We start from the raw sequence: 16688 nt of genomic DNA on the forward strand, positions 1-16688 counted from the left end.
TCAGCGCCCCGCCATGGCCAGGGCCGCCTTGTCGTAGACGCCTCGCATGGCCGCCGCTTGCCTGGCCAGTGTAAACCGGCGGCTTCGTCGCATGGCTGCCTGACCGAGCTCTCGCCTGAGCTCGGCATCAGTGGAGAGACGATTGAGGCAGGCAGCGAGGTCGTGCGAATTGCGCGCGTCAAAGAACATCGCGGCCCCGTCCCATAGTTCGCGATAGGTTGCGATGTCGGAAAGCACCAGGGGCGTCGCCGACATGGCAGCTTCCAGCGCGGCCAGACCGAATGGCTCATAGATTGATGGCGACACGAAAATGCCGGCGCGCGCCATCAAGGAGCGCACCTCGTGAGACGGCAGTGCTCCCAGAGGAACAGCATAGCTGAAGCTGGTACGCCCGCCGTTGGGACCGTGCATCGAACCGGCGGCAAAAACGGGCCATTGCGTCAGCGACGCGGCCTGGTCGATCACCGCCGCATTCTTGCCCTCGTCCCACCAGCGGGCAGCGGCGAAGACGAGCGGTTGGCGCTTTTCGGTCTTCGGCACCGGACTTGCACTATTTCCGACCACACTCAGACGCGCGATCGGGCCATAGCAGGTCTCAAGCATGTCGGCATGGCTGCGGCTCGGCACGATGACTGCGTCGGCCCGATCCAAGCCGCGCCTGTTGCGCTCCTTCTGCCAGGCCCATGCGCCATCCACCGCCTGTTTCCTGACGGCGTGGAACCATGTCGTCACGCAGGAATGGGAGACCACCACGGCTGGGCATGGCGCATCGAATCCCGATGCCTGCGTCGGCGCGTTGAAATGGACTAGGTCAATGGCGTGGTCGCGCATGGGCGCAAGCAATTCCCGCGGCAGCGCGTCGAGGTCGCCGCCGCTGCTGGTCATCCAATCCGGCGGCGTATTCAACCAGATCAGCGTCGTGAAAGCCTCCGCCTCCTCGGCCTGCTGCCTTGACGGTTGCGGACCGAGGCCGGCAAGCACCACGCTGTCGCCGCCGTTCACAAGTTCCCCTGCCAGATCAAGGGCATAGCGCCATACGCCGCCCACGGCATCGACGGTCATCAGGATGCGCCGCGAGCGCGGCGTCAGTGTCCGCAACATGTCGCCTCCAGTTCCGCCAGCGGCCGCGGCCGCCTCTCCTGGATGTCACTGAATTTCTGGAAAGATGCGAGGTAGTGGTCATGGGCGCGTTCCCAAGCAAGGTCGTCGGGTTCGCCCCAAAGCTCGCGGTAGCTGGGCGAACTCGGATACGGATAAAGCGGCACAGGTTCGTTGGCCCATACGCCGTGGTCGATCAGGTGGGTTCGCCAGTGCTCGACCAGGGCGGGATCATCCTCGACCACGCCGATCAGATTGGCCTGAACGAATGGAACGTGACGTCTGGCGTCGACCAGCAGCGCGGCGAGTTCCTCGGTACCCAGCCGGCAGCGCTTGGCCAGCATTGCCCGACCTTCGACGGTCAGGCTTTCGAGACCGGCCTCGATGGAGACGCAGCCTGCGGCGCCCAGCAATTCCAGCAGCTCGGGCTTCCACAGATCGATGCGGGTCTGTACGCCGAATTTCACATCGCGATCGACCAAGGCTTCCAGCAACGCTTTTTGCGGCAGGAAGATCTCGTCGATGAAGTAGATGTAGCCGACACCTTGGGCAATCAGCCGATCGATCTCCGCTACCACCGCTTCGTGGTTTCGACGGCGATAGGCATCACGGAAATCGATCTTGGCGCAGAAGCTGCAATTGTAGGGACAGCCGCGCGATGCCTCGACTTCCGCACCGAACCCCACCTGATTGTCATCGAACCTGTGATGGTGGTGCGAATGGGCTGCGATCCAGTCCGCTGGCCATTCGAGTGGCGGATGATCGACAAACGAGCTGGCGTGGACGCCTCCGTTCGAAACCACCCTGGCATCCCGCAGATAAGCGGTTGAGGGCACGGCGCTCCAATCATCGCGCCGGGCAAGTTGCTCGACGACTTCTTCACATTCGCCGCGCACGACGATGTCGACGCCGAGCTTGCGCAAGGTCGGCGCAGGCGTCGCCGAGCCGTGCGGCCCGACCGCGACCGTGCGTCCACCGCGCCCGGCGAGACGGTTGAGGAAATCGGCCGGCACACGCAATTCCGGCGGTGCGCAGCGCCAGAACAGATAGGTCGGGGCGGTACTGACGACGGTCATAGCCGGGGCGAAATCAGCCACCCGCTCGCAGAGACCGGAATTATCGAGCCTCTGCAACTGCCCATCCAGCATCAGCACCTCATGTCCGGCGGCTTCGAGCAGGGCCTTCGAATAGCCGAGTTCCAGCGGCAGATGTGGTTGGCGGCAGCCGAAATAGATGCTGTCGTCGTAGGTCCAGAATGGGTTTACCAAAGCGATTTTCATGCGACGTACCTCACGGCTTCAGGGGGAGGCTCGAGCCGATGGCGCTGCAGCCAGTCGGCGAGGTCGCGGACGCCTTCGCGCCATGAAACATGGGCCATCCAGCCAAGCGCGGTTTTGATCTTGCGGGTGTCGGCGACGAAGAAGGGCTGGTCGCCGGTGCGTTCCCCATCATGGCGGATTGAAAGCTCATGGCCGGTCAGGCTATGAATCTCGCTCAACAGCCTGCGCAGGCTGACCGCATTTTCCGGGCCGCCGCCAAGATTGAATGCTTGGCCTTTGATGGTCTCGATGCGATCGAGCACGGCCCTGTAGGCGGCAACGGCATCGGAGACATGCAGGATATCGCGCACTTGCCTGCCGTCGCCGTAAATGGTGATCGGGCGTCCCGTCAGCGCGCTGAGCAGGAAGTGCGCGACCCAGCCCTGATCCTCGGTTCCGAACTGGCGCGGTCCATAGATGCAGCTCATCCGCAGCACCGCCGTCGGCATGCCGTAAGATTTGGCATAGTCGAGCACATACTGATCCGCCGCGCCTTTGGAGCAACCGTAGGGCGTGCAGAAGTCCAGGCCCCGAGCCTCATTGATGCCGTGCGCCTGGATGACGCTGTCGCAAGGCACATAGCGATCGCCGTCCTCGCGGACCGCGACGTCAGGCAGGCTGCCATAGACCTTGTTGGTGCTGGCGAAGATCACCGGGATACGCTCGCCGCTCAGTCGTGCCGCCTCCAGAACGTTGAACGTTCCCCGAAGGTTGATGTCGAAATCCTCGCCCGGCTGGACCAGGCTTGTGGTGACGGCGGTTTGCGCGGCCAGATGGAAAATTGCCTTCGAAACCATCAAGACAGGCGCCAGGGCGTTGGCGTCTCGCACGTCGACCGTCTCCACCGTGAGGCGACCGCCGTGTTTTTGCGCCAGCCATTCAAGGTTCTGCTCGACGCCCGGACGGCTGAGATTGTCGATCACCAGTACCGGCTCGCCATCCGACAACAGGCTGTCGGCGAGGTTCGATCCTATGAAGCCGCTGCCGCCGATGATGGCGACCGGCGCGTCGCGTCGATTGCGTGTGTTCATGAGACCAACCCGCGTTCTTCGAGCTCGCGCTTCATGTCGGCGCCGCGGTCGACGGCGGACGTGTTACGCACCCAGGAAACGAACTCGCCGAGCGAATTCTCCAGTTGCCGCACCGGCTCGAAACCGAGCAGCTCACGGGCCTTGGAAATATCAGCGAAGCAGTTGCGGATATCGCCGGAGCGGGCTTTGCCGAGCAGTTCCGGCGAGCGGTTCGGTGTCCCCATGGCCTCGGCCAGCAATCGCGCGACTTCGCTGATCGCGTAGGCGCGGCCGCTGCCGATGTTGATGACATGACCCTTTGCCTGGCGTTGCTGCAGAGCAAGGCGAAAGGCGCGGGCGACGTCCTGCACATGGACGAAATCGCGCTTCTGTTCGCCATCCTCGAAGATCATTGGCCGTTGGCCGTTGGCGAGACGCGAAGCGAAGTTGGCCAGCACGCCGGTATAGGGATTCGACAACGCCTGGCCGGCGCCGAAGACATTGAACAGGCGCAGCGCGACCGCATCGATGCCATAGGCCTCGCCGAAGATCAGCACGGCGCGTTCCTGGGCGTATTTTGTCAGCGCATAGATGGAGGCGAGATCGACCGGCTTTTCTTCGTCCGTCGGCAGCGGCGAGAGGGCGTCTCCACCTGGCGACAGCGGGTTCCATTGCCCGCTCCTGATGTCGCTTGCCTTGCGCCGAGCATTGTCGATACGCCGGCCGTCTGGCGTTGCATAGAGCCCTTCGCCATAGACGCTCATCGACGAGGCGACGACGATCCGTTCGACCGGGTGCTTGATCAGCGCCTCGAGCAGCGTTGCGGTGCCGAGATCATTGGCGCCGACATAGCGCGCGATCTCGTACATCGATTGTCCGACGCCGACTTCCGCCGCCAGATGAATGACCGCGTCAACGCCTTCCAGCGCATTGGCGACCGCCTCCCGGTCCCGGACATCGCCCTTGATCAGCTCGGTCCCGGCGGGAAGCGCGACGGCTTCGCCCGCATGCACCTGCTCCAGCAAGGCATCGAGGATGCGAACCGAATAATCCTGCTCGACGAGTTCCTGTGCGACATGCCGGCCGATGAAGCCGCAGCCTCCTGTAACCAATATGCGTTTCACGACGACTCCTCAGACAAGTAACCTCGGCGCCCCGAACTTTTCGGCAAAAGGTTTGTTCCCTTTGCTTCAACAAAGTTCCTTTGGCCGGCTTCGTTGGGAGCCGGCGCCGCGATCACCGCGCTGTGCTGGAACATTGACGCCCTTGTGCTGTTAGGACGCCCGACAGCCCGCGCGTCCCATGTGGCAACGCCGATCAAAGGAGATTTCAATGTCTCAGTCGCAAACGACCACCAACCATGACGAAATTCGCAAATGGGCCGAGGAGCGGGACGGCCGGCCGGCGGTGGTGCGCACCAAAGGCGAGGGCGGTATACTGCGGATCGACTTCGGCGAGCCCGAGGAAGCATTCGAGCCCATCGAATGGGACGAGTTCTTCCGGATATTCGACGAGAATGATCTGGCCTTTCTGTATCAGGCCAAGACCGGTGAGGGGAAAGCCAGCCGTTTCAACAAATTCGTCGAGCGCAATCAGAAGGGCTGATGACGCCGGTCAAGCGGCCTATCTGTACGGCCAAGTTTTCGAGATGTGGTGAACAATGACGCCCCCGGGGCTTGGAACTTCAGCCTGAGAGGCCTTGGAAGGTAAAACTAATGCATCAGTTTTGCGCCGCGGGTTTTCGCCATCTCTCGCATGATGCCGTTGAGCCAGTTTTCAGTGGATTGACCAAGCTGTCTGCGGTCGACATCCCGGATCGCTTGCTCGAGCGTCCTCTCGACGAGCCGATCCGATGCGTCGACGTCTCCCAGCAAAAGGCGCGCCGCAAGTCGCAGTTTGGGCAAAAGCGCGAAGACGTCGTCGGACGGGTCCGGTCCGGGGGTCGCCCGCCCGGATGCCTGCGGGGGAAAGAGTGCGTTGAACACCGCCTGGCTGCCCGAGGATTTCCGCAAATTGCTGGCGTAGCGGAGATGATCGGGAATGGCGATGTCGTCATCGCCACTGAAGAACACGAAGGGGACACCCCGGCGCATCAACTCATCGGCGATTGGAAACACGCGTCGGCCATTGAGATTGACGTCGAGGATTGCAGCTTCGGCCGTCCCGGTGTGTTTGGAAGCCTGTTCGACGGTTGCAGCGGGACCAAGGATTATGGCGCCCATATTGCTGAAAAACCGCGCAAGATCTCCCGCCATCGTCCATTCGTCTTCGACTATCAGAATATGCAGCCCCCGCAGGTCGCGCACGTCGTCATCCTTTCTTGGAACGGAGATTAGAATGCAGAGGATTTGCTTTGCGAATTCTGTCATCCGAGGCCGCCTGCAACCGTTTCGCAAGCGTCAGCATGCGATCCGGGACGGGCCCCGCATGGGAACCTTCGAGCGATCCAGGCGCTCCTGATACCACCGGCGTCGGGAGTTTTATGTCAGCAGATCGTTTTGCCATTGAACCACCATTGATATCGGGTTCAACGTCATCCCTGACGTCTTGTTCCATCCGTCTTGCGCGCTATATGGTTGTGTCCTGTTCGATCCGGCCTTGAGGAGACTTCATGTCGGGTCGGCGAAAGGGGGACATGCCGTGACTGCCCGATCGACTAGATTTCCCATCGTGGGCATAGGCGCGTCCGCGGGCGGCATTCCCGCGATGGAGGGCCTTTTCAAGGGCGTGACCGGCCAGCCCGGCATGGCGTTCGTCATCATCACGCATCTCAGCCCCAACAGGGAGAGTCTGTTGCATGAGGTTGTCAGCCGCTACACCGAGATGCCTGTTTCGGTGGTCGAGGATGGCACGGTGGTTCAACCTGACCACGTCTATGTGATGCCGCAAAACGTGACATTGGCCATTGAATCGGGGGTGCTGCACCTGCGTCGGCCCAATGGGCTTACCCAGGAGCGCAAGCCCATCGATATCTTCTTCAGCGCACTGGGTGAAGACCAGGGCGAATATGCCGTCGGCGTTATCCTGTCGGGCGGTGATTCCGATGGAACCCTGGGCGCCAAGGCCATCAAGGAGCGGGGCGGGTTTATCGTCGCGCAAGCGCCGGACGGCTACGGGCCGCGCAATCCCGACATGCCGCAGAGCGCTATTGCCAGTGGGCTCGTCGATGTCGCAGTGACTGCCGAGGAGATCGGGGCGAAGCTGGAGGCTTTCGCCCGCGGCTTCGACACGCTGGACGGGTTGGCGGAAGACGATGGCGATGAAACGCCCGACATCGACAAGGTGCGAGAACAAATCTACGCCATTCTGCGCAGCCACTCCGGCCATGACTTCTCGGGCTATAAGACCAAGACGTTCCTGCGCCGCGTGAAGCGACGCATGCAGATCGCCCAGGTCCATTCCATCAGCGGCTATATAGACTGGCTGAAAAAGGATGCTCGCGAGGTGATGAACCTTTTTCGCGATTTGCTGATCAATGTCACCAACTTCTTTCGCGACCCCGATGCCTTCGAGTTGCTCGAGCGAAAAATCGTACCACAACTGTTCGAAGGCAAGACAGCCAGCGACACTGTCCGGGTCTGGGTTCCCGGATGCGCCACGGGCGAGGAGGTGTTCTCCATCGGCATGCTGCTGCGCGAACACATGGAGACGCTTACGGTCGTTCCGCGCGTCCAGATATTCGCCACCGACATAGACGAGCCGGCGCTGGCGGTGGCGCGGGCGGCACGCTATCCGGAAGCCTTGCTGCAAGGTCTTTCTCCCGAACGCAAACAGCGGTTTTTCAACGGCGATGGCGAAAGCTATGTCCTCAGCAATGAGATACGCGAACTGTGCATCTTCTCGCCGCACAGCGTCATTCGCGATCCACCCTTCTCGCGCATGGACTTGGTCTCCTGCCGCAATCTGCTGATCTATTTCGGCCCGATCATCCAAAGCCGCGTCATCCCTGTCTTCCATTATGCGCTGAAGCCGGGCGGTTACCTTTTCCTCGGCACCTCAGAAAGCGTCGGGCAGCACGACGATCTGTTCGCCACCATCGACAAGAAACATCGCATCTTCCAGGCGCGGGAGCATGCCTCACCGCACATCAGACTGCCGGCCCTGCTCGGGGAAAGCCATTCCAACCTCTTCCCATCGGAAAGCGCCGTCTCGAAGAAGGGACTTGTCGGCTATCCCATGCGGCAGGCGGTCGAGGCGCAGGTGCTGGAACGATTCGCGCCGCCGCATGTCCTGGTCAACGCCGACGGCGATGTCGTCTATTATTCGGCCAGGACCGGCAGATATCTCGAAGCGTCACAAGGGATTCCCAGCCGGCAGTTGCTGACGATGGCAAGGCGTGGGCTGCGGCTGGACCTCCGCGCCGCACTGCGCGAAGCGACGACCACACGCCGCACAGTGGTGCGGGAAAACCTGACCGTGGAGGAAGACGACGAACGGGTCCAGCCGATCAGGCTGACGATCGAGCCCCTCGCCGAACGCGGCAATGGCGAGCCGCTTTATCTCGTCCTGTTCGAACCGTCGGGGCCGACCCAGGCCCGGTCCAACGAAGGTGGCGGCAGCCGTGACAGTGACACCACCGCCGATCTCGAGAGGGAACTGCGCGACACCAGAGAGCGCCTGCAATCGACGATCGAGGAATACGAGACCGCGCTGGAGGAGGTCAAATCGTCGAACGAGGAACTCGTCTCCGTCAATGAGGAGGCGCAATCCACCAATGAGGAACTCGAAGCCTCGAAGGAGGAGATGCAGTCGCTCAACGAGGAGCTCAACACGATCAACGCCGAGTTGACGGCCAAGATAGAAGAGCTCGACCACGCCAACGGCGATCTGCGCAACCTGTTCGAAAGCACCGACATCGCGACTATTTTCCTCGACCGCAGCCTTGTAGTCCGCACCTTCACGCCGGCGGCGTCATCCTTCTTCAGCCTGCGCCCCTCCGATGTCGGCCGGCCGCTGACGGATCTGTCGAGCCAACTCGACTATCCCGAGTTGAAGCAGCACATCGACAAGGTGTTCGAGACGGGCGAGATCCTGAATCACCATCTGGCACGCGATGCCAGGGGCCTGTTCCACATGGTCCGCATCAATCCCTATCGCGACAAGGGAAACAGGATCCAGGGCGTGGTGGTGACACTTGTCGATGTCACCACGCTGGCACAGGCGGAAGAGCATCAACAGGTGCTCATCTCGGAACTCAACCACCGGGTCAAGAACATGCTTGCGGTGATTGCCAGCATTGCAAGCCGCACGCGGGAAAGTTCTGATACGAAGGAGGAGTTCGCGGACGCGCTGATCGGTCGCCTGCATGCCATGTCGCGGGCCTACGGCCTGCTTACCCGGGAGAGATGGAAGGAAGCCTCGGTCAGGGAATTGCTCCAGCAGGAGCTCGAACCATTCGGCATCGAGCGGATCGAACTCGATGGCGAGGATGTCAAACTAGGTCCGCAACAGGGGCTTTCCCTGAGTATGGCCATTCATGAACTGGCCACCAACGCGGCCAAATACGGCGCTTTGTCAAAAACCGATGGCAAGGTCAGTGTGCAATGGTCGATCGAGGACGACAGTTTCACATTTGGCTGGCGAGAAAAGGACGGCCCTCTTGTAAAGGCGCCGTTGGACAACGGCTTTGGCCTGACCCTATTGCAGGGAGAAATCGGTTACAGGCTCGGCGGCCACGTCGAAACCGCGTTCCACAAGGACGGCCTCAGCGTCCAGATCGCGTTTCCGGCAAACCACAAGGAGGCGCCGTGAGCGACGACAAGCCGCGCGTTCTGGTGGTCGAGGACGAATGGCTGATCGCCGAAGACATCGCGTCACGCCTGCGTGCGGCGGGTTATCCGGTGATTGGCCCGGTCTCGTCGGCCGCCGCGGCTCGTCAGCTTATCGATGCAGGCAAAGCCGACGTGGCGCTGCTGGACATTCAATTGAACGGTGAAACAAGTCTGCCCGTGGCCGAAACATTGCTGGCTCGCGGCATCCCCTTCGCCTTCATGACCGGATTTGGGCCGCGCGACGTTCCCACACCCTTCCGAAACTGCAAATTCGTGCCGAAGCCGGCAGGCGACGCTGCACTTCTCAACACCCTGGCCGACCTGGCATCGCTTCGTCCCGACAAACACTCGTTATGAATTCAAGAGGCCGGTTTCGATCAGTCCAGGGGCTTGTCCGTCGGCCTAGGCGTGGTGCTCGCCTGACGCGGCCGCCCCGCGTTTCGATTGGCAACCGGATTGTCCAGCGGCGGGGCCGATGGCCGGGACGTGCCGGCGGTTTTCGGCGTCAGCGGCTTGGCACCGGCATCCGTGTCACTGGCGTCCCGTCTCGGGTGCGGCAGAGCATCGGCGTTCGGAGACCGGACGCTGGGTTTGGATGTGGAATTCTCATTGCTCATGGCGATAGCTTCCTTCGCAGCGGGCGGGCACGACAGTCTCGTCGCCCTGAGTTTATTCTGCGGGTCAACCGCCGCCACGGTCGAAAGTTCCAGGTGCCTCGGCAGCGTCGGTGCTATCCTTGGCGGGAATCCGCGCAAGGTGGACCCCGCGCGAGATGCCGACATCTCAGCCATGCGGTCGCATTACCACCTTGATGCAGCCATCCTGCTTGTCACGGAACGTCTTGTAGAGGTCCGGTCCCGCTTCGAGGTCTGCCCGGTGCGTGATCACGAAGGAGGGATCAATGTCGCCCTTCTGCACCATGGCGAGGAGCGGTTCGAGATAGCGTTGCGTGTGCGTCTGACCCATCCGGAAGGTCAGTCCTTTGTTCATGGCGGCGCCGAACGGAATATGATCGACGAGGCCGATATAGACGCCGGGCACCGAGATGGTGCCGCCTTTGCGACAGGAGTAGATTGCTTCGCGCAGTACATGCGGCCTATCGGTGCCGAGATAGACGGCAGCCTTGACCTTGTCGAGCATGGAGTCGGCACTGGCGGCGGGATCCGACTCGGTCCCGACACAGTCTATGCAGCGATCCGGACCGCGGCCATCGGTCATCGCCATCAAAGCGTCGTAGATATCGGAATTGCTGAAGTCGAGCGTCTCGGCCTTGCCGTGCTCGCGAGCCATCACCAGCCGCTCCGGCACCTTGTCTATGGCAATGACGCGGCCGGCGCCGAGCATCCATGCGCTCTGGATGGCGAACTGACCAACCGGACCGCAACCCCAGATGGCGACGGTTTCGCCTGGCTCAATGCCGGCGTTTTCAGCTGCCATATAGCCGGTGGGAAAGATGTCGGAGAGGAACAGCACCTGTTCGTCGTCCATTCCCTCGGGCACCTTTATCGGACCGACGTCGGCGAAAGGAACGCGCAGATATTCGGCTTGCCCTCCCCAATAGCCGCCCACCAGATGCGAATAGCCGAACAGGCCAGCCGGGGATTGTCCCATCACTTCGGCAGCCTGCTTGGCATTGGGATTGGACCTGTCGCAAAGCGAGAACAGCCCCTTCTGGCAAAACCAGCACTCGCCGCATGAGATGTTGAAAGGCACCACGATGCGGTCGCCCTTTCTAAACTTCGAATGGCCGCTGCCGACTTCCACGACCTCGCCCATCGTCTCGTGTCCGAGCACATCGCCCGACTTCATCGTCGGCATATATCCGTTCATCAGATGCAAGTCCGAGCCACATATGGCGCAACAGGTGACTTTGATGATGACGTCGCGATCATCCTCGATGGTGGGATCAGCCACCTGGTCGCATCGAATATCGCCTTTGCCGTGCCATGTGAGCGCTTTCATGATGGTGCTCCTGCTTGGAGAAGGTCGGCAGAAGACTCTGCCGGACTTTTTTTGGTTTGCTTGAAGGCCGAAGGTCAGTCTTTGGACGCTGAACCCGGCTCGGCCATCTTGCGATGCTGTTCGGCCAGCGTGCCTGCCGGCGTCACATGCGCTGCGGCGACCTGCAGCTTGTTCTTCCAACCGCTGATGATTTGTTCCTCACCGTCCATCATCGCCTCGTAGCCTGCTTTGGCGACATCGGCGGGATTGTCCTTTTCATCGGTGCCGACCTTGGTATCCATCATTTCGGCGCGTTCGAAGAACCGCGTCTGCGTTGCCCCGGGCATCAGCACGGTGACTGTGACCCCTGTGTCCTGCAACTCATGACGCAGTGCGATCGAGAAGGAATCGATGAATGCCTTGGTGCCGTTGTAGACCGCCTGGAAAGTGCCGGGCATGAAACCAGCGATCGATCCTGTGAAGAGGATGCGGCCTCGGCCGCGGCGTGCCATCCTGGCTCCGAGTTGATGCGCGAGATAGACGGTCCCGGTGATGTTGGTGTCGATGATGCGGCGGATTTTTTTCCAATCCTGATCGACGAAACCACGGCCGAGCCCACGTCCGGCATTCAGGAACAACAGGTCGACATCGCGATCGCCGATCCCGGCGATCAAACGATCGACACCTTCCTCGGTCGCCAGATCGGCCTCGATGGCTTCGACAGTCACACCATGCGAACCGAGCGCCTCGGCGGCCTGCCGGATCGCAGGTTCGTCAGCGGCTATGATCAGATGGTAGCCGTCCCTTGCGCACAGTTTGGCGAGTTCCTTGCCGATGCCGCTTGAGGCGCCCGTCACCACGGCCAACTTTTCATTCTTCATCACGTCCTCCGAACCTCGCTTCGGCCGAACCACTATCGGGGTTGATTGTTCCGTGCGGGTTGATGCGCGGCCATCCGAGCCATGAACGATGCGGCGTGGAGAGGTGGAACAACTCAGGTCGATGCGAGTTCGATGTCCGTGCAGCGTCGTTGCTCCCCCTTTTTGATGCTGCATGATCGGGTCCCCTCAGCCTGGTCCAGCCCGCGCGTGCCCTGTCCGGGAGGCGCGGGCTTTTCGTGATGGCGACGGTGATGTTTTGAGATCCAGGAGGGAACAACAAACCCGTTCGGCAGTTCGGGGCGCAGGAGGAATAAAATGCAATACGCCGAAGAAATCGCGCTCAGGCGCGTGAAAATGCTGGTCGAACAATATGTCGTCGCCAGGAGCAGGAGATATGATTTCGTCTCGACGGAACTTGCCTGCAAGGCCATTCGCCAAGTCGTACGAAGTCCGATCGAAGACGCCGAGCTAGACCATTTGCTGGCTAGAAGCGCGGTCAAACAGGGGCTCTCGGTGCGGTTCGACCGGATAGGTCATTGGCAGGCGGCTTCGCCCGGACTCAGCCAGGAGAAATCAGCATGAGGGGAGTGTTCTTGATGTCAGCGGCATTGCTCGCCTTGGCGGGGTGCAACGACAATGCCGATCCAGCCAAGTCCAAGACGGATACTACGAACAGCCAGCCCGTCGACAAGAATCCCACGACGGACACCAACCCGACGCCGCAGACCAGCACCGGCGGCGACCAGCAAGGTACGCAGCCAACCCAGCCGGCATCTCCCAAGCCAAGTGGTGGCTAGGCCTATGGAGCGACGCAACGCAATAATCTCGCTGGTGATAGCGGCGGTCATCATTGTCGGTTTCGTCGTGGGCTTTTTCTACGTCGATATGGGCTGGCAGACCTCGCCGCTGAAACGCGCGCCGGAGCAGAACCAGGGCGGCAATGCCCCCGCGGATACCGCCCCGGCTGCCGGCGTCCAGAAAAATCCCAGGGAAAACACGGAAATGCCGGGGCAGCAGTGATCGACGGCCGGCAGCAACAGGCGAGGCGACGTCGCGGTGACGGTGCCGAAGTGAGTTCGATACAGCACGGATCTGGAGTGTGGATGATGGGCATCCTTTCCGACCTCGACAAGAAACTGACGGACAACATGTACGAGCATGGCAGCGAATTCACCGATGCGGGTTCGGATCTGCCCGAAGCAGTCGTTGAAGCGGTCGAACGGCTGATGTTTTTCATCCAGCCCGACGCGCGCGACACAGTCAGAACTCAGGTTCTCGGCCTCATTCACGAATACAGAATCCAAGACGCTCCGAACGGGGATCGCCCCGCCTGACCTTCAGCTTACGCTGATGCGGCAATTGAAACCGATCGGGACCTGGCTCGCCGCCTCGTGCTCCGGATCGGCGGGCGCGGTCGTTGACGGACCCGACGAATGCTCTAGATCAGATTTACGCCGGCCACGGTTTTGTTGGGTCGGGGGAGACTATTCGGTGGCGCACCAAACGCCTGATTTGATCGTTAGACGCCGCTATCTCAGGCTCGACTGCTTGTGCTTGCTGTCGATGATGTTGTCGGCATGCTCATCTTCCGATCAGATCGAGCAGCAATCACGAACAGCGGCCTCCGCATCGCAGACCGTGTTGATGGCGCTGGACGCCTGGGCGGCAGGGGCGGCGCCGACCGCATACACGGCGGGTACGCTGCAATCGATCGGCAAGACGCTTGCCGATGCCGGGGCGCAAATCCGGTCCGCCGAAACCAGTGAACCCGCCGAGCAAGCTTCGCTGACGAAGGCAGTCAACGATTTGTCGGTCGCGGTGGCACGTGCAGAGGCCGGATTGCAGGCGGGCGACCGGCCGGAAGTCCAAGATGCGCAACAGGATCTACGGCTGGCGTCGCGTTCGCTCGCTACCGCCTACGCCAACTATTTCGCGCCAAAGCCATGAAGAAGCTCATGGAAATATCCCTCGGCGTCGTCACCAGCGTCGGCGGCTTCCTCGAAGTTGGGTCCATGGCGACGGCGGCGCAGGCAGGCGCGATGTTTGGCTTCCAGTTGATCTGGGCGGTGGTGCTCGGCACCATCTGCATCATCTTCCTTGTCGAAATGTCCGGCCGGTTCGCGGCCGTGAGCCATCACACAATCTCCGACGGTATCCGCGAGAGATTCGGCTTCAACGTCTTTCTATGGCCGTTGCTTGCCGCCCTGCTGGTCAATTTCCTGGTGCTGTCCGCCGAGATCGGCGGCGTCGCCATTGCACTCGAATTTGCCACCGGCATAGGCTTCCAGTGGTGGGCACTGCCGGTGGCTTTGTTGGCGTGGCTGCTGCTTTGGAAAGGCACGTTCGGCTTCATCGAGAAGGGCGTATCTATTCTCGGTCTGGTGACGCTGTGTTTCGTCGTCGGAGCGGTGATGCTGAGACCCGATTGGACGGCAGTCGCAAGGGGCGCCGTGCCTTCGCTGCCGGTCCACGATGCCGCCAATTACTGGTTCATGGCGGTCAGCATTCTCGGCGCCTCGATATCGCCCTACCTCTTCATGTTCTATTCCTCGGGGGCCATCGAGGACCGGTGGGACAAAAGCTATCTCGGAGCCAATCGGGCCATAGCGGGGTTGGGCATGACTTTCGGGGGGACCATCTCGATCGGCGTGTTGATCGTGGCCGCTCTCGTGCTCGCCACGCATGGCGTCACCCAAGTGGATGACTATCACCAGTTGCCGTTGATGCTGATACCTATATTCGGCTTCTGGGGCTTCGTGCTGTTTGTTGCCTCCCTCGGCATTGCCTGCTTCGGCGCCGCACTAGAGGTCGGGTTGCAACAGGCCTATCTTGTGGCCCAGGGTTTCGGCTGGAATTGGGGCGAGGATCGCAAGCCGCGCGACGATCCGGGTTTCAGCGCCACCTACACGATATCATTGCTTTTGGCGGCTATTCCCATCGCGCTTGGTCTCGATCCGCTGAGGCTCACCATCTTCTCCATGGCGCTGACGGCAGCCAGCCTGCCGCTGACGGTCGTTCCTTTCCTGTTTCTGCTGAACGACAAACGTTATGTCGGCGAGCATCGCAATGGCATTTTGTCGAATGCCGCCGTCATCTTCATCATCGCGCTCGGCTTCGTACTGGCGGTGGTGACCATCCCGCTGCAGATATTCGGAGGCACATGATGAAGTTGCTGCGTGATCTCCTGGACAAGCAGGTGGTCGACCGCGAGCAGGTCAAGATCGGCAAGGTCGACGGGTTGGTGGCGGAGTTGCGGCCCGGCAAGCCGCCTCGGATCATTGCGATCGAGCTCGGCTCCATCACCCTGGCGCGTCGTCTCGGCGCACGGCCTGGGCGCTGGATAGCGCGGCTCGCGGTCAAGCTGGGTGGCAGGCAACATGGCGAGCCGCATCGGATCGCCTGGCAGAAGGTGAAAGATATCGGCATCGATATCGAGTTCGACATCGACGTGCGAGAAACGTCGATCTTCGCCTGGCAGGACTGGTTGCGCGACCATGTCATCGGGCGCATTCCGGGAGCTTGATGATGACCACGGTCAATCTCGAGCATCTGTCAGGGCGACGCGTACTCTCGCAACGCGGCAAGAATGTCGGCTATATCGAGGAGATCCGCGCCGAACGGGACGGTGACGATTTCGTCGTCACCGAATTCCACGTCGGGGTCTACGCCGCTTTCGAGCGTCTTTCGGCCTCGGCCATAGGTGTGGCGGTGCTGGATCTTTTCCGATTGCGCCGCCGCGACGGTCTATACCGCATCCCTTGGGACAAGCTCGACATCTCCGATCCCGCGCGACCGCGGCTGCTGTGCCCAATGACCGAACTCTCAGGCATGAAGGGCGCACCAGACCTCCAGGAATAGGTCGTGGAGCCGCATCGTCGGGATCATTCTCAGCGCAGCATGCTTGCCGTCAGGAAAACCACGGCTGCTATCAAAACGACAGCTGCAATTACCAACACCGGCCAGTTGCCGCCGGGCCGCAGTTCCGGCTCGCCTTCGACCGGGCGCATGGCATTGGCAAAGCTGGCATCGTTTTCGAAATTTGGGCGAGTGCGCGGCGGACTTGTCCCAGCGACCGGATTTTGCGTGTCCGCGGCTTCGGCGTCTGTCTCAAGCGGGGCAATGGCGGGATCGAACCCCGGCGTTTTGTCCTGCGTTGCTCCTGCCTGCACTTCGCTTCTGGCCGCGGCAGGCGTGGGACTTGAAACCTTGATCATGATTTCTCCCTTTCGAACCAATCTCGGCAGAGTCGCACTTGCAGGCACCGGCGAGGCGACCCACCACGGTCAGACTTGCTCGCTCAGCAGAATCTTGGCGTCCTTGGCCGCAACGATGAACGCCTGTCGTGCGGTCTTTGTAGGCTTTTCGCCTCGCATGACGGCAAGGCACGCTCTGATCGCGGCAAGACGCCTCTCGGATGTCGGCTTTGGCCAGTCCCGCAGCAGCACTTCGGCTGCGTCCGACACCGAAACCACAACCCTGTCGCGGTCTATCCGGCCAGGTTGAATGATAATCGGCTTTCTGAAATGTCCAGTACGCACATTGCCTCTCCGGCGGGATGCACTCTATTCGACACGTCGCTGCAAGACTGCGCGTCGCGACGCGTTTAACTCCGCACTCGTCGATTTGTTCCAGAGCATCTGGCGTTTGAAACAACTAGCCGATGGCCAT

General features: G+C 61.2%; 20 protein-coding genes. 11 read left to right on the forward strand and 9 right to left on the reverse strand.

Going from position 1 to position 16688, the window contains the following annotated elements; translation table 11 throughout:
- The 4 genes from AC0L2U_RS21600 to AC0L2U_RS21615 are packed head-to-tail and all read right to left on the reverse strand — an operon-like array spanning nt 1 to nt 4551.
- On the reverse strand, nt 1–1101 hold the full coding sequence (locus AC0L2U_RS21600) for a glycosyltransferase family 4 protein (RefSeq protein WP_473564124.1): 1101 nt from the start codon (nt 1099–1101) through the stop codon (nt 1–3).
- Nucleotides 1086–2378: a TIGR04295 family B12-binding domain-containing radical SAM protein gene (locus tag AC0L2U_RS21605; RefSeq protein WP_127320997.1), complete on the reverse strand. Its 1293-nt coding sequence runs from the start codon at nt 2376–2378 to the stop codon at nt 1086–1088. The genes AC0L2U_RS21600 and AC0L2U_RS21605 overlap by 16 nt, the downstream gene beginning before the upstream one ends.
- Nucleotides 2375–3448, reverse strand: a complete 1074-nt coding sequence (locus AC0L2U_RS21610) for an NAD-dependent epimerase/dehydratase family protein (protein WP_128288173.1) — start codon at nt 3446–3448, stop codon at nt 2375–2377. The genes AC0L2U_RS21605 and AC0L2U_RS21610 overlap by 4 nt, the downstream gene beginning before the upstream one ends.
- A complete protein-coding gene (locus tag AC0L2U_RS21615; RefSeq protein WP_127809664.1) occupies nt 3445–4551 on the reverse strand; it encodes an NAD-dependent epimerase/dehydratase family protein in 1107 nt (368 codons plus the stop codon). Before AC0L2U_RS21615 ends, AC0L2U_RS21610 begins: the two co-directional genes overlap by 4 nt.
- Nucleotides 4552–4759: 208 nt before the next feature.
- On the opposite strand from AC0L2U_RS21615, the gene AC0L2U_RS21620 reads away from it, so the two are divergent.
- Entirely contained in the window at nt 4760–5032 is a 273-nt protein-coding gene (locus AC0L2U_RS21620) for a hypothetical protein (RefSeq protein WP_023809470.1), read from the forward strand.
- Nucleotides 5033–5139: 107 nt separating this feature from the next.
- Here AC0L2U_RS21620 and AC0L2U_RS21625 read toward each other — a convergent pair whose 3' ends face one another.
- The gene (locus tag AC0L2U_RS21625; protein ID WP_164895670.1) at nt 5140–5733 is read right to left on the reverse strand and encodes a response regulator; all 594 of its coding nucleotides are present in this window, start codon (nt 5731–5733) and stop codon (nt 5140–5142) included.
- Between the two features lie 334 nt (nt 5734–6067).
- Between AC0L2U_RS21625 and AC0L2U_RS21630 the strand changes: the two genes are divergently transcribed.
- On the forward strand, nt 6068–9178 hold the full coding sequence (locus AC0L2U_RS21630; RefSeq protein ID WP_128288816.1) for a CheR family methyltransferase: 3111 nt from the start codon (nt 6068–6070) through the stop codon (nt 9176–9178).
- Nucleotides 9175–9555, forward strand: a complete 381-nt coding sequence (locus AC0L2U_RS21635; protein ID WP_127272254.1) for a response regulator — start codon at nt 9175–9177, stop codon at nt 9553–9555. The genes AC0L2U_RS21630 and AC0L2U_RS21635 overlap by 4 nt, the downstream gene beginning before the upstream one ends.
- A 426-nt stretch (nt 9556–9981) precedes the next feature.
- Here AC0L2U_RS21635 and AC0L2U_RS21640 read toward each other — a convergent pair whose 3' ends face one another.
- Entirely contained in the window at nt 9982–11160 is a 1179-nt protein-coding gene (locus AC0L2U_RS21640; RefSeq protein ID WP_128288817.1) for a zinc-dependent alcohol dehydrogenase, read from the reverse strand.
- 74 nt (nt 11161–11234) lie between these two features.
- Nucleotides 11235–12020 (reverse strand): SDR family NAD(P)-dependent oxidoreductase, encoded by a 786-nt coding sequence (locus AC0L2U_RS21645; protein WP_128288818.1) that lies wholly within the window; start codon nt 12018–12020, stop codon nt 11235–11237.
- 315 nt (nt 12021–12335) lie between these two features.
- Here AC0L2U_RS21645 and AC0L2U_RS21650 point away from each other — a divergent pair, with 315 nt between their 5' ends.
- The 8 genes from AC0L2U_RS21650 to AC0L2U_RS21685 all read left to right on the forward strand — a co-directional run bounded on the left by AC0L2U_RS21650 (nt 12336) and on the right by AC0L2U_RS21685 (nt 15878).
- Nucleotides 12336–12602 carry a hypothetical protein gene (locus AC0L2U_RS21650; protein ID WP_027036323.1) on the forward strand — a complete coding sequence of 89 codons (267 nt, stop codon included), beginning with the start codon at nt 12336–12338 and terminating at the stop codon, nt 12600–12602.
- Nucleotides 12599–12817, forward strand: coding sequence for a hypothetical protein (locus AC0L2U_RS21655; protein WP_127395837.1), 219 nt, complete (start codon nt 12599–12601; stop codon nt 12815–12817). The genes AC0L2U_RS21650 and AC0L2U_RS21655 overlap by 4 nt, the downstream gene beginning before the upstream one ends.
- Nucleotides 12818–12821: 4 nt before the next feature.
- Entirely contained in the window at nt 12822–13040 is a 219-nt protein-coding gene (locus AC0L2U_RS21660; protein ID WP_013533184.1) for a hypothetical protein, read from the forward strand.
- An 83-nt stretch (nt 13041–13123) separates the two neighbouring features.
- On the forward strand, nt 13124–13354 hold the full coding sequence (locus tag AC0L2U_RS21665; protein ID WP_127395836.1) for a hypothetical protein: 231 nt from the start codon (nt 13124–13126) through the stop codon (nt 13352–13354).
- A 229-nt stretch (nt 13355–13583) separates the two neighbouring features.
- Nucleotides 13584–13967, forward strand: coding sequence for a hypothetical protein (locus tag AC0L2U_RS21670; RefSeq protein WP_245481900.1), 384 nt, complete (start codon nt 13584–13586; stop codon nt 13965–13967).
- Nucleotides 13964–15184 (forward strand): NRAMP family divalent metal transporter, encoded by a 1221-nt coding sequence (locus AC0L2U_RS21675; RefSeq protein ID WP_367226945.1) that lies wholly within the window; start codon nt 13964–13966, stop codon nt 15182–15184. Before AC0L2U_RS21670 ends, AC0L2U_RS21675 begins: the two co-directional genes overlap by 4 nt.
- The gene (locus AC0L2U_RS21680) at nt 15184–15543 is read left to right on the forward strand and encodes a hypothetical protein (protein ID WP_127809669.1); all 360 of its coding nucleotides are present in this window, start codon (nt 15184–15186) and stop codon (nt 15541–15543) included. The genes AC0L2U_RS21675 and AC0L2U_RS21680 overlap by 1 nt, the downstream gene beginning before the upstream one ends.
- A gap of 2 nt (nt 15544–15545) precedes the next feature.
- Nucleotides 15546–15878 (forward strand): hypothetical protein, encoded by a 333-nt coding sequence (locus AC0L2U_RS21685; RefSeq protein ID WP_127809670.1) that lies wholly within the window; start codon nt 15546–15548, stop codon nt 15876–15878.
- Between the two features lie 29 nt (nt 15879–15907).
- On the opposite strand, the gene AC0L2U_RS21690 is transcribed toward AC0L2U_RS21685, so the two are convergent.
- Nucleotides 15908–16234 carry a hypothetical protein gene (locus AC0L2U_RS21690; protein WP_127809671.1) on the reverse strand — a complete coding sequence of 109 codons (327 nt, stop codon included), beginning with the start codon at nt 16232–16234 and terminating at the stop codon, nt 15908–15910.
- 69 nt (nt 16235–16303) lie between these two features.
- Nucleotides 16304–16558: a DUF982 domain-containing protein gene (locus AC0L2U_RS21695; RefSeq protein WP_127809672.1), complete on the reverse strand. Its 255-nt coding sequence runs from the start codon at nt 16556–16558 to the stop codon at nt 16304–16306.
- Nucleotides 16559–16688: the final 130 nt, after the last annotated feature.

The organism is Mesorhizobium sp. WSM4808 (genome assembly GCF_055811675.1).

Excerpts from the sequence above, each read along its gene's own strand:
- AC0L2U_RS21600 (WP_473564124.1), bottom strand. The coding sequence starts at position 1,101 with ATGTTGCGGACACTGACGCCGCGCTCGCGGCGCATCCTGATGACCGTC.
- AC0L2U_RS21605 (WP_127320997.1), bottom strand. The coding sequence starts at position 2,378 with ATGAAAATCGCTTTGGTAAACCCATTCTGGACCTACGACGACAGCATC.
- AC0L2U_RS21610 (WP_128288173.1), bottom strand. The coding sequence starts at position 3,448 with ATGAACACACGCAATCGACGCGACGCGCCGGTCGCCATCATCGGCGGC.
- AC0L2U_RS21620 (WP_023809470.1), top strand. The coding sequence starts at position 4,760 with ATGTCTCAGTCGCAAACGACCACCAACCATGACGAAATTCGCAAATGG.
- AC0L2U_RS21640 (WP_128288817.1), bottom strand. The coding sequence starts at position 11,160 with ATGAAAGCGCTCACATGGCACGGCAAAGGCGATATTCGATGCGACCAG.
- AC0L2U_RS21645 (WP_128288818.1), bottom strand. The coding sequence starts at position 12,020 with ATGAAGAATGAAAAGTTGGCCGTGGTGACGGGCGCCTCAAGCGGCATC.
- AC0L2U_RS21650 (WP_027036323.1), top strand. The coding sequence starts at position 12,336 with ATGCAATACGCCGAAGAAATCGCGCTCAGGCGCGTGAAAATGCTGGTC.
- AC0L2U_RS21655 (WP_127395837.1), top strand. The coding sequence starts at position 12,599 with ATGAGGGGAGTGTTCTTGATGTCAGCGGCATTGCTCGCCTTGGCGGGG.
- AC0L2U_RS21660 (WP_013533184.1), top strand. The coding sequence starts at position 12,822 with ATGGAGCGACGCAACGCAATAATCTCGCTGGTGATAGCGGCGGTCATC.
- AC0L2U_RS21665 (WP_127395836.1), top strand. The coding sequence starts at position 13,124 with ATGATGGGCATCCTTTCCGACCTCGACAAGAAACTGACGGACAACATG.
- AC0L2U_RS21670 (WP_245481900.1), top strand. The coding sequence starts at position 13,584 with ATGATGTTGTCGGCATGCTCATCTTCCGATCAGATCGAGCAGCAATCA.
- AC0L2U_RS21675 (WP_367226945.1), top strand. The coding sequence starts at position 13,964 with ATGAAGAAGCTCATGGAAATATCCCTCGGCGTCGTCACCAGCGTCGGC.
- AC0L2U_RS21680 (WP_127809669.1), top strand. The coding sequence starts at position 15,184 with ATGAAGTTGCTGCGTGATCTCCTGGACAAGCAGGTGGTCGACCGCGAG.
- AC0L2U_RS21685 (WP_127809670.1), top strand. The coding sequence starts at position 15,546 with ATGACCACGGTCAATCTCGAGCATCTGTCAGGGCGACGCGTACTCTCG.
- AC0L2U_RS21690 (WP_127809671.1), bottom strand. The coding sequence starts at position 16,234 with ATGATCAAGGTTTCAAGTCCCACGCCTGCCGCGGCCAGAAGCGAAGTG.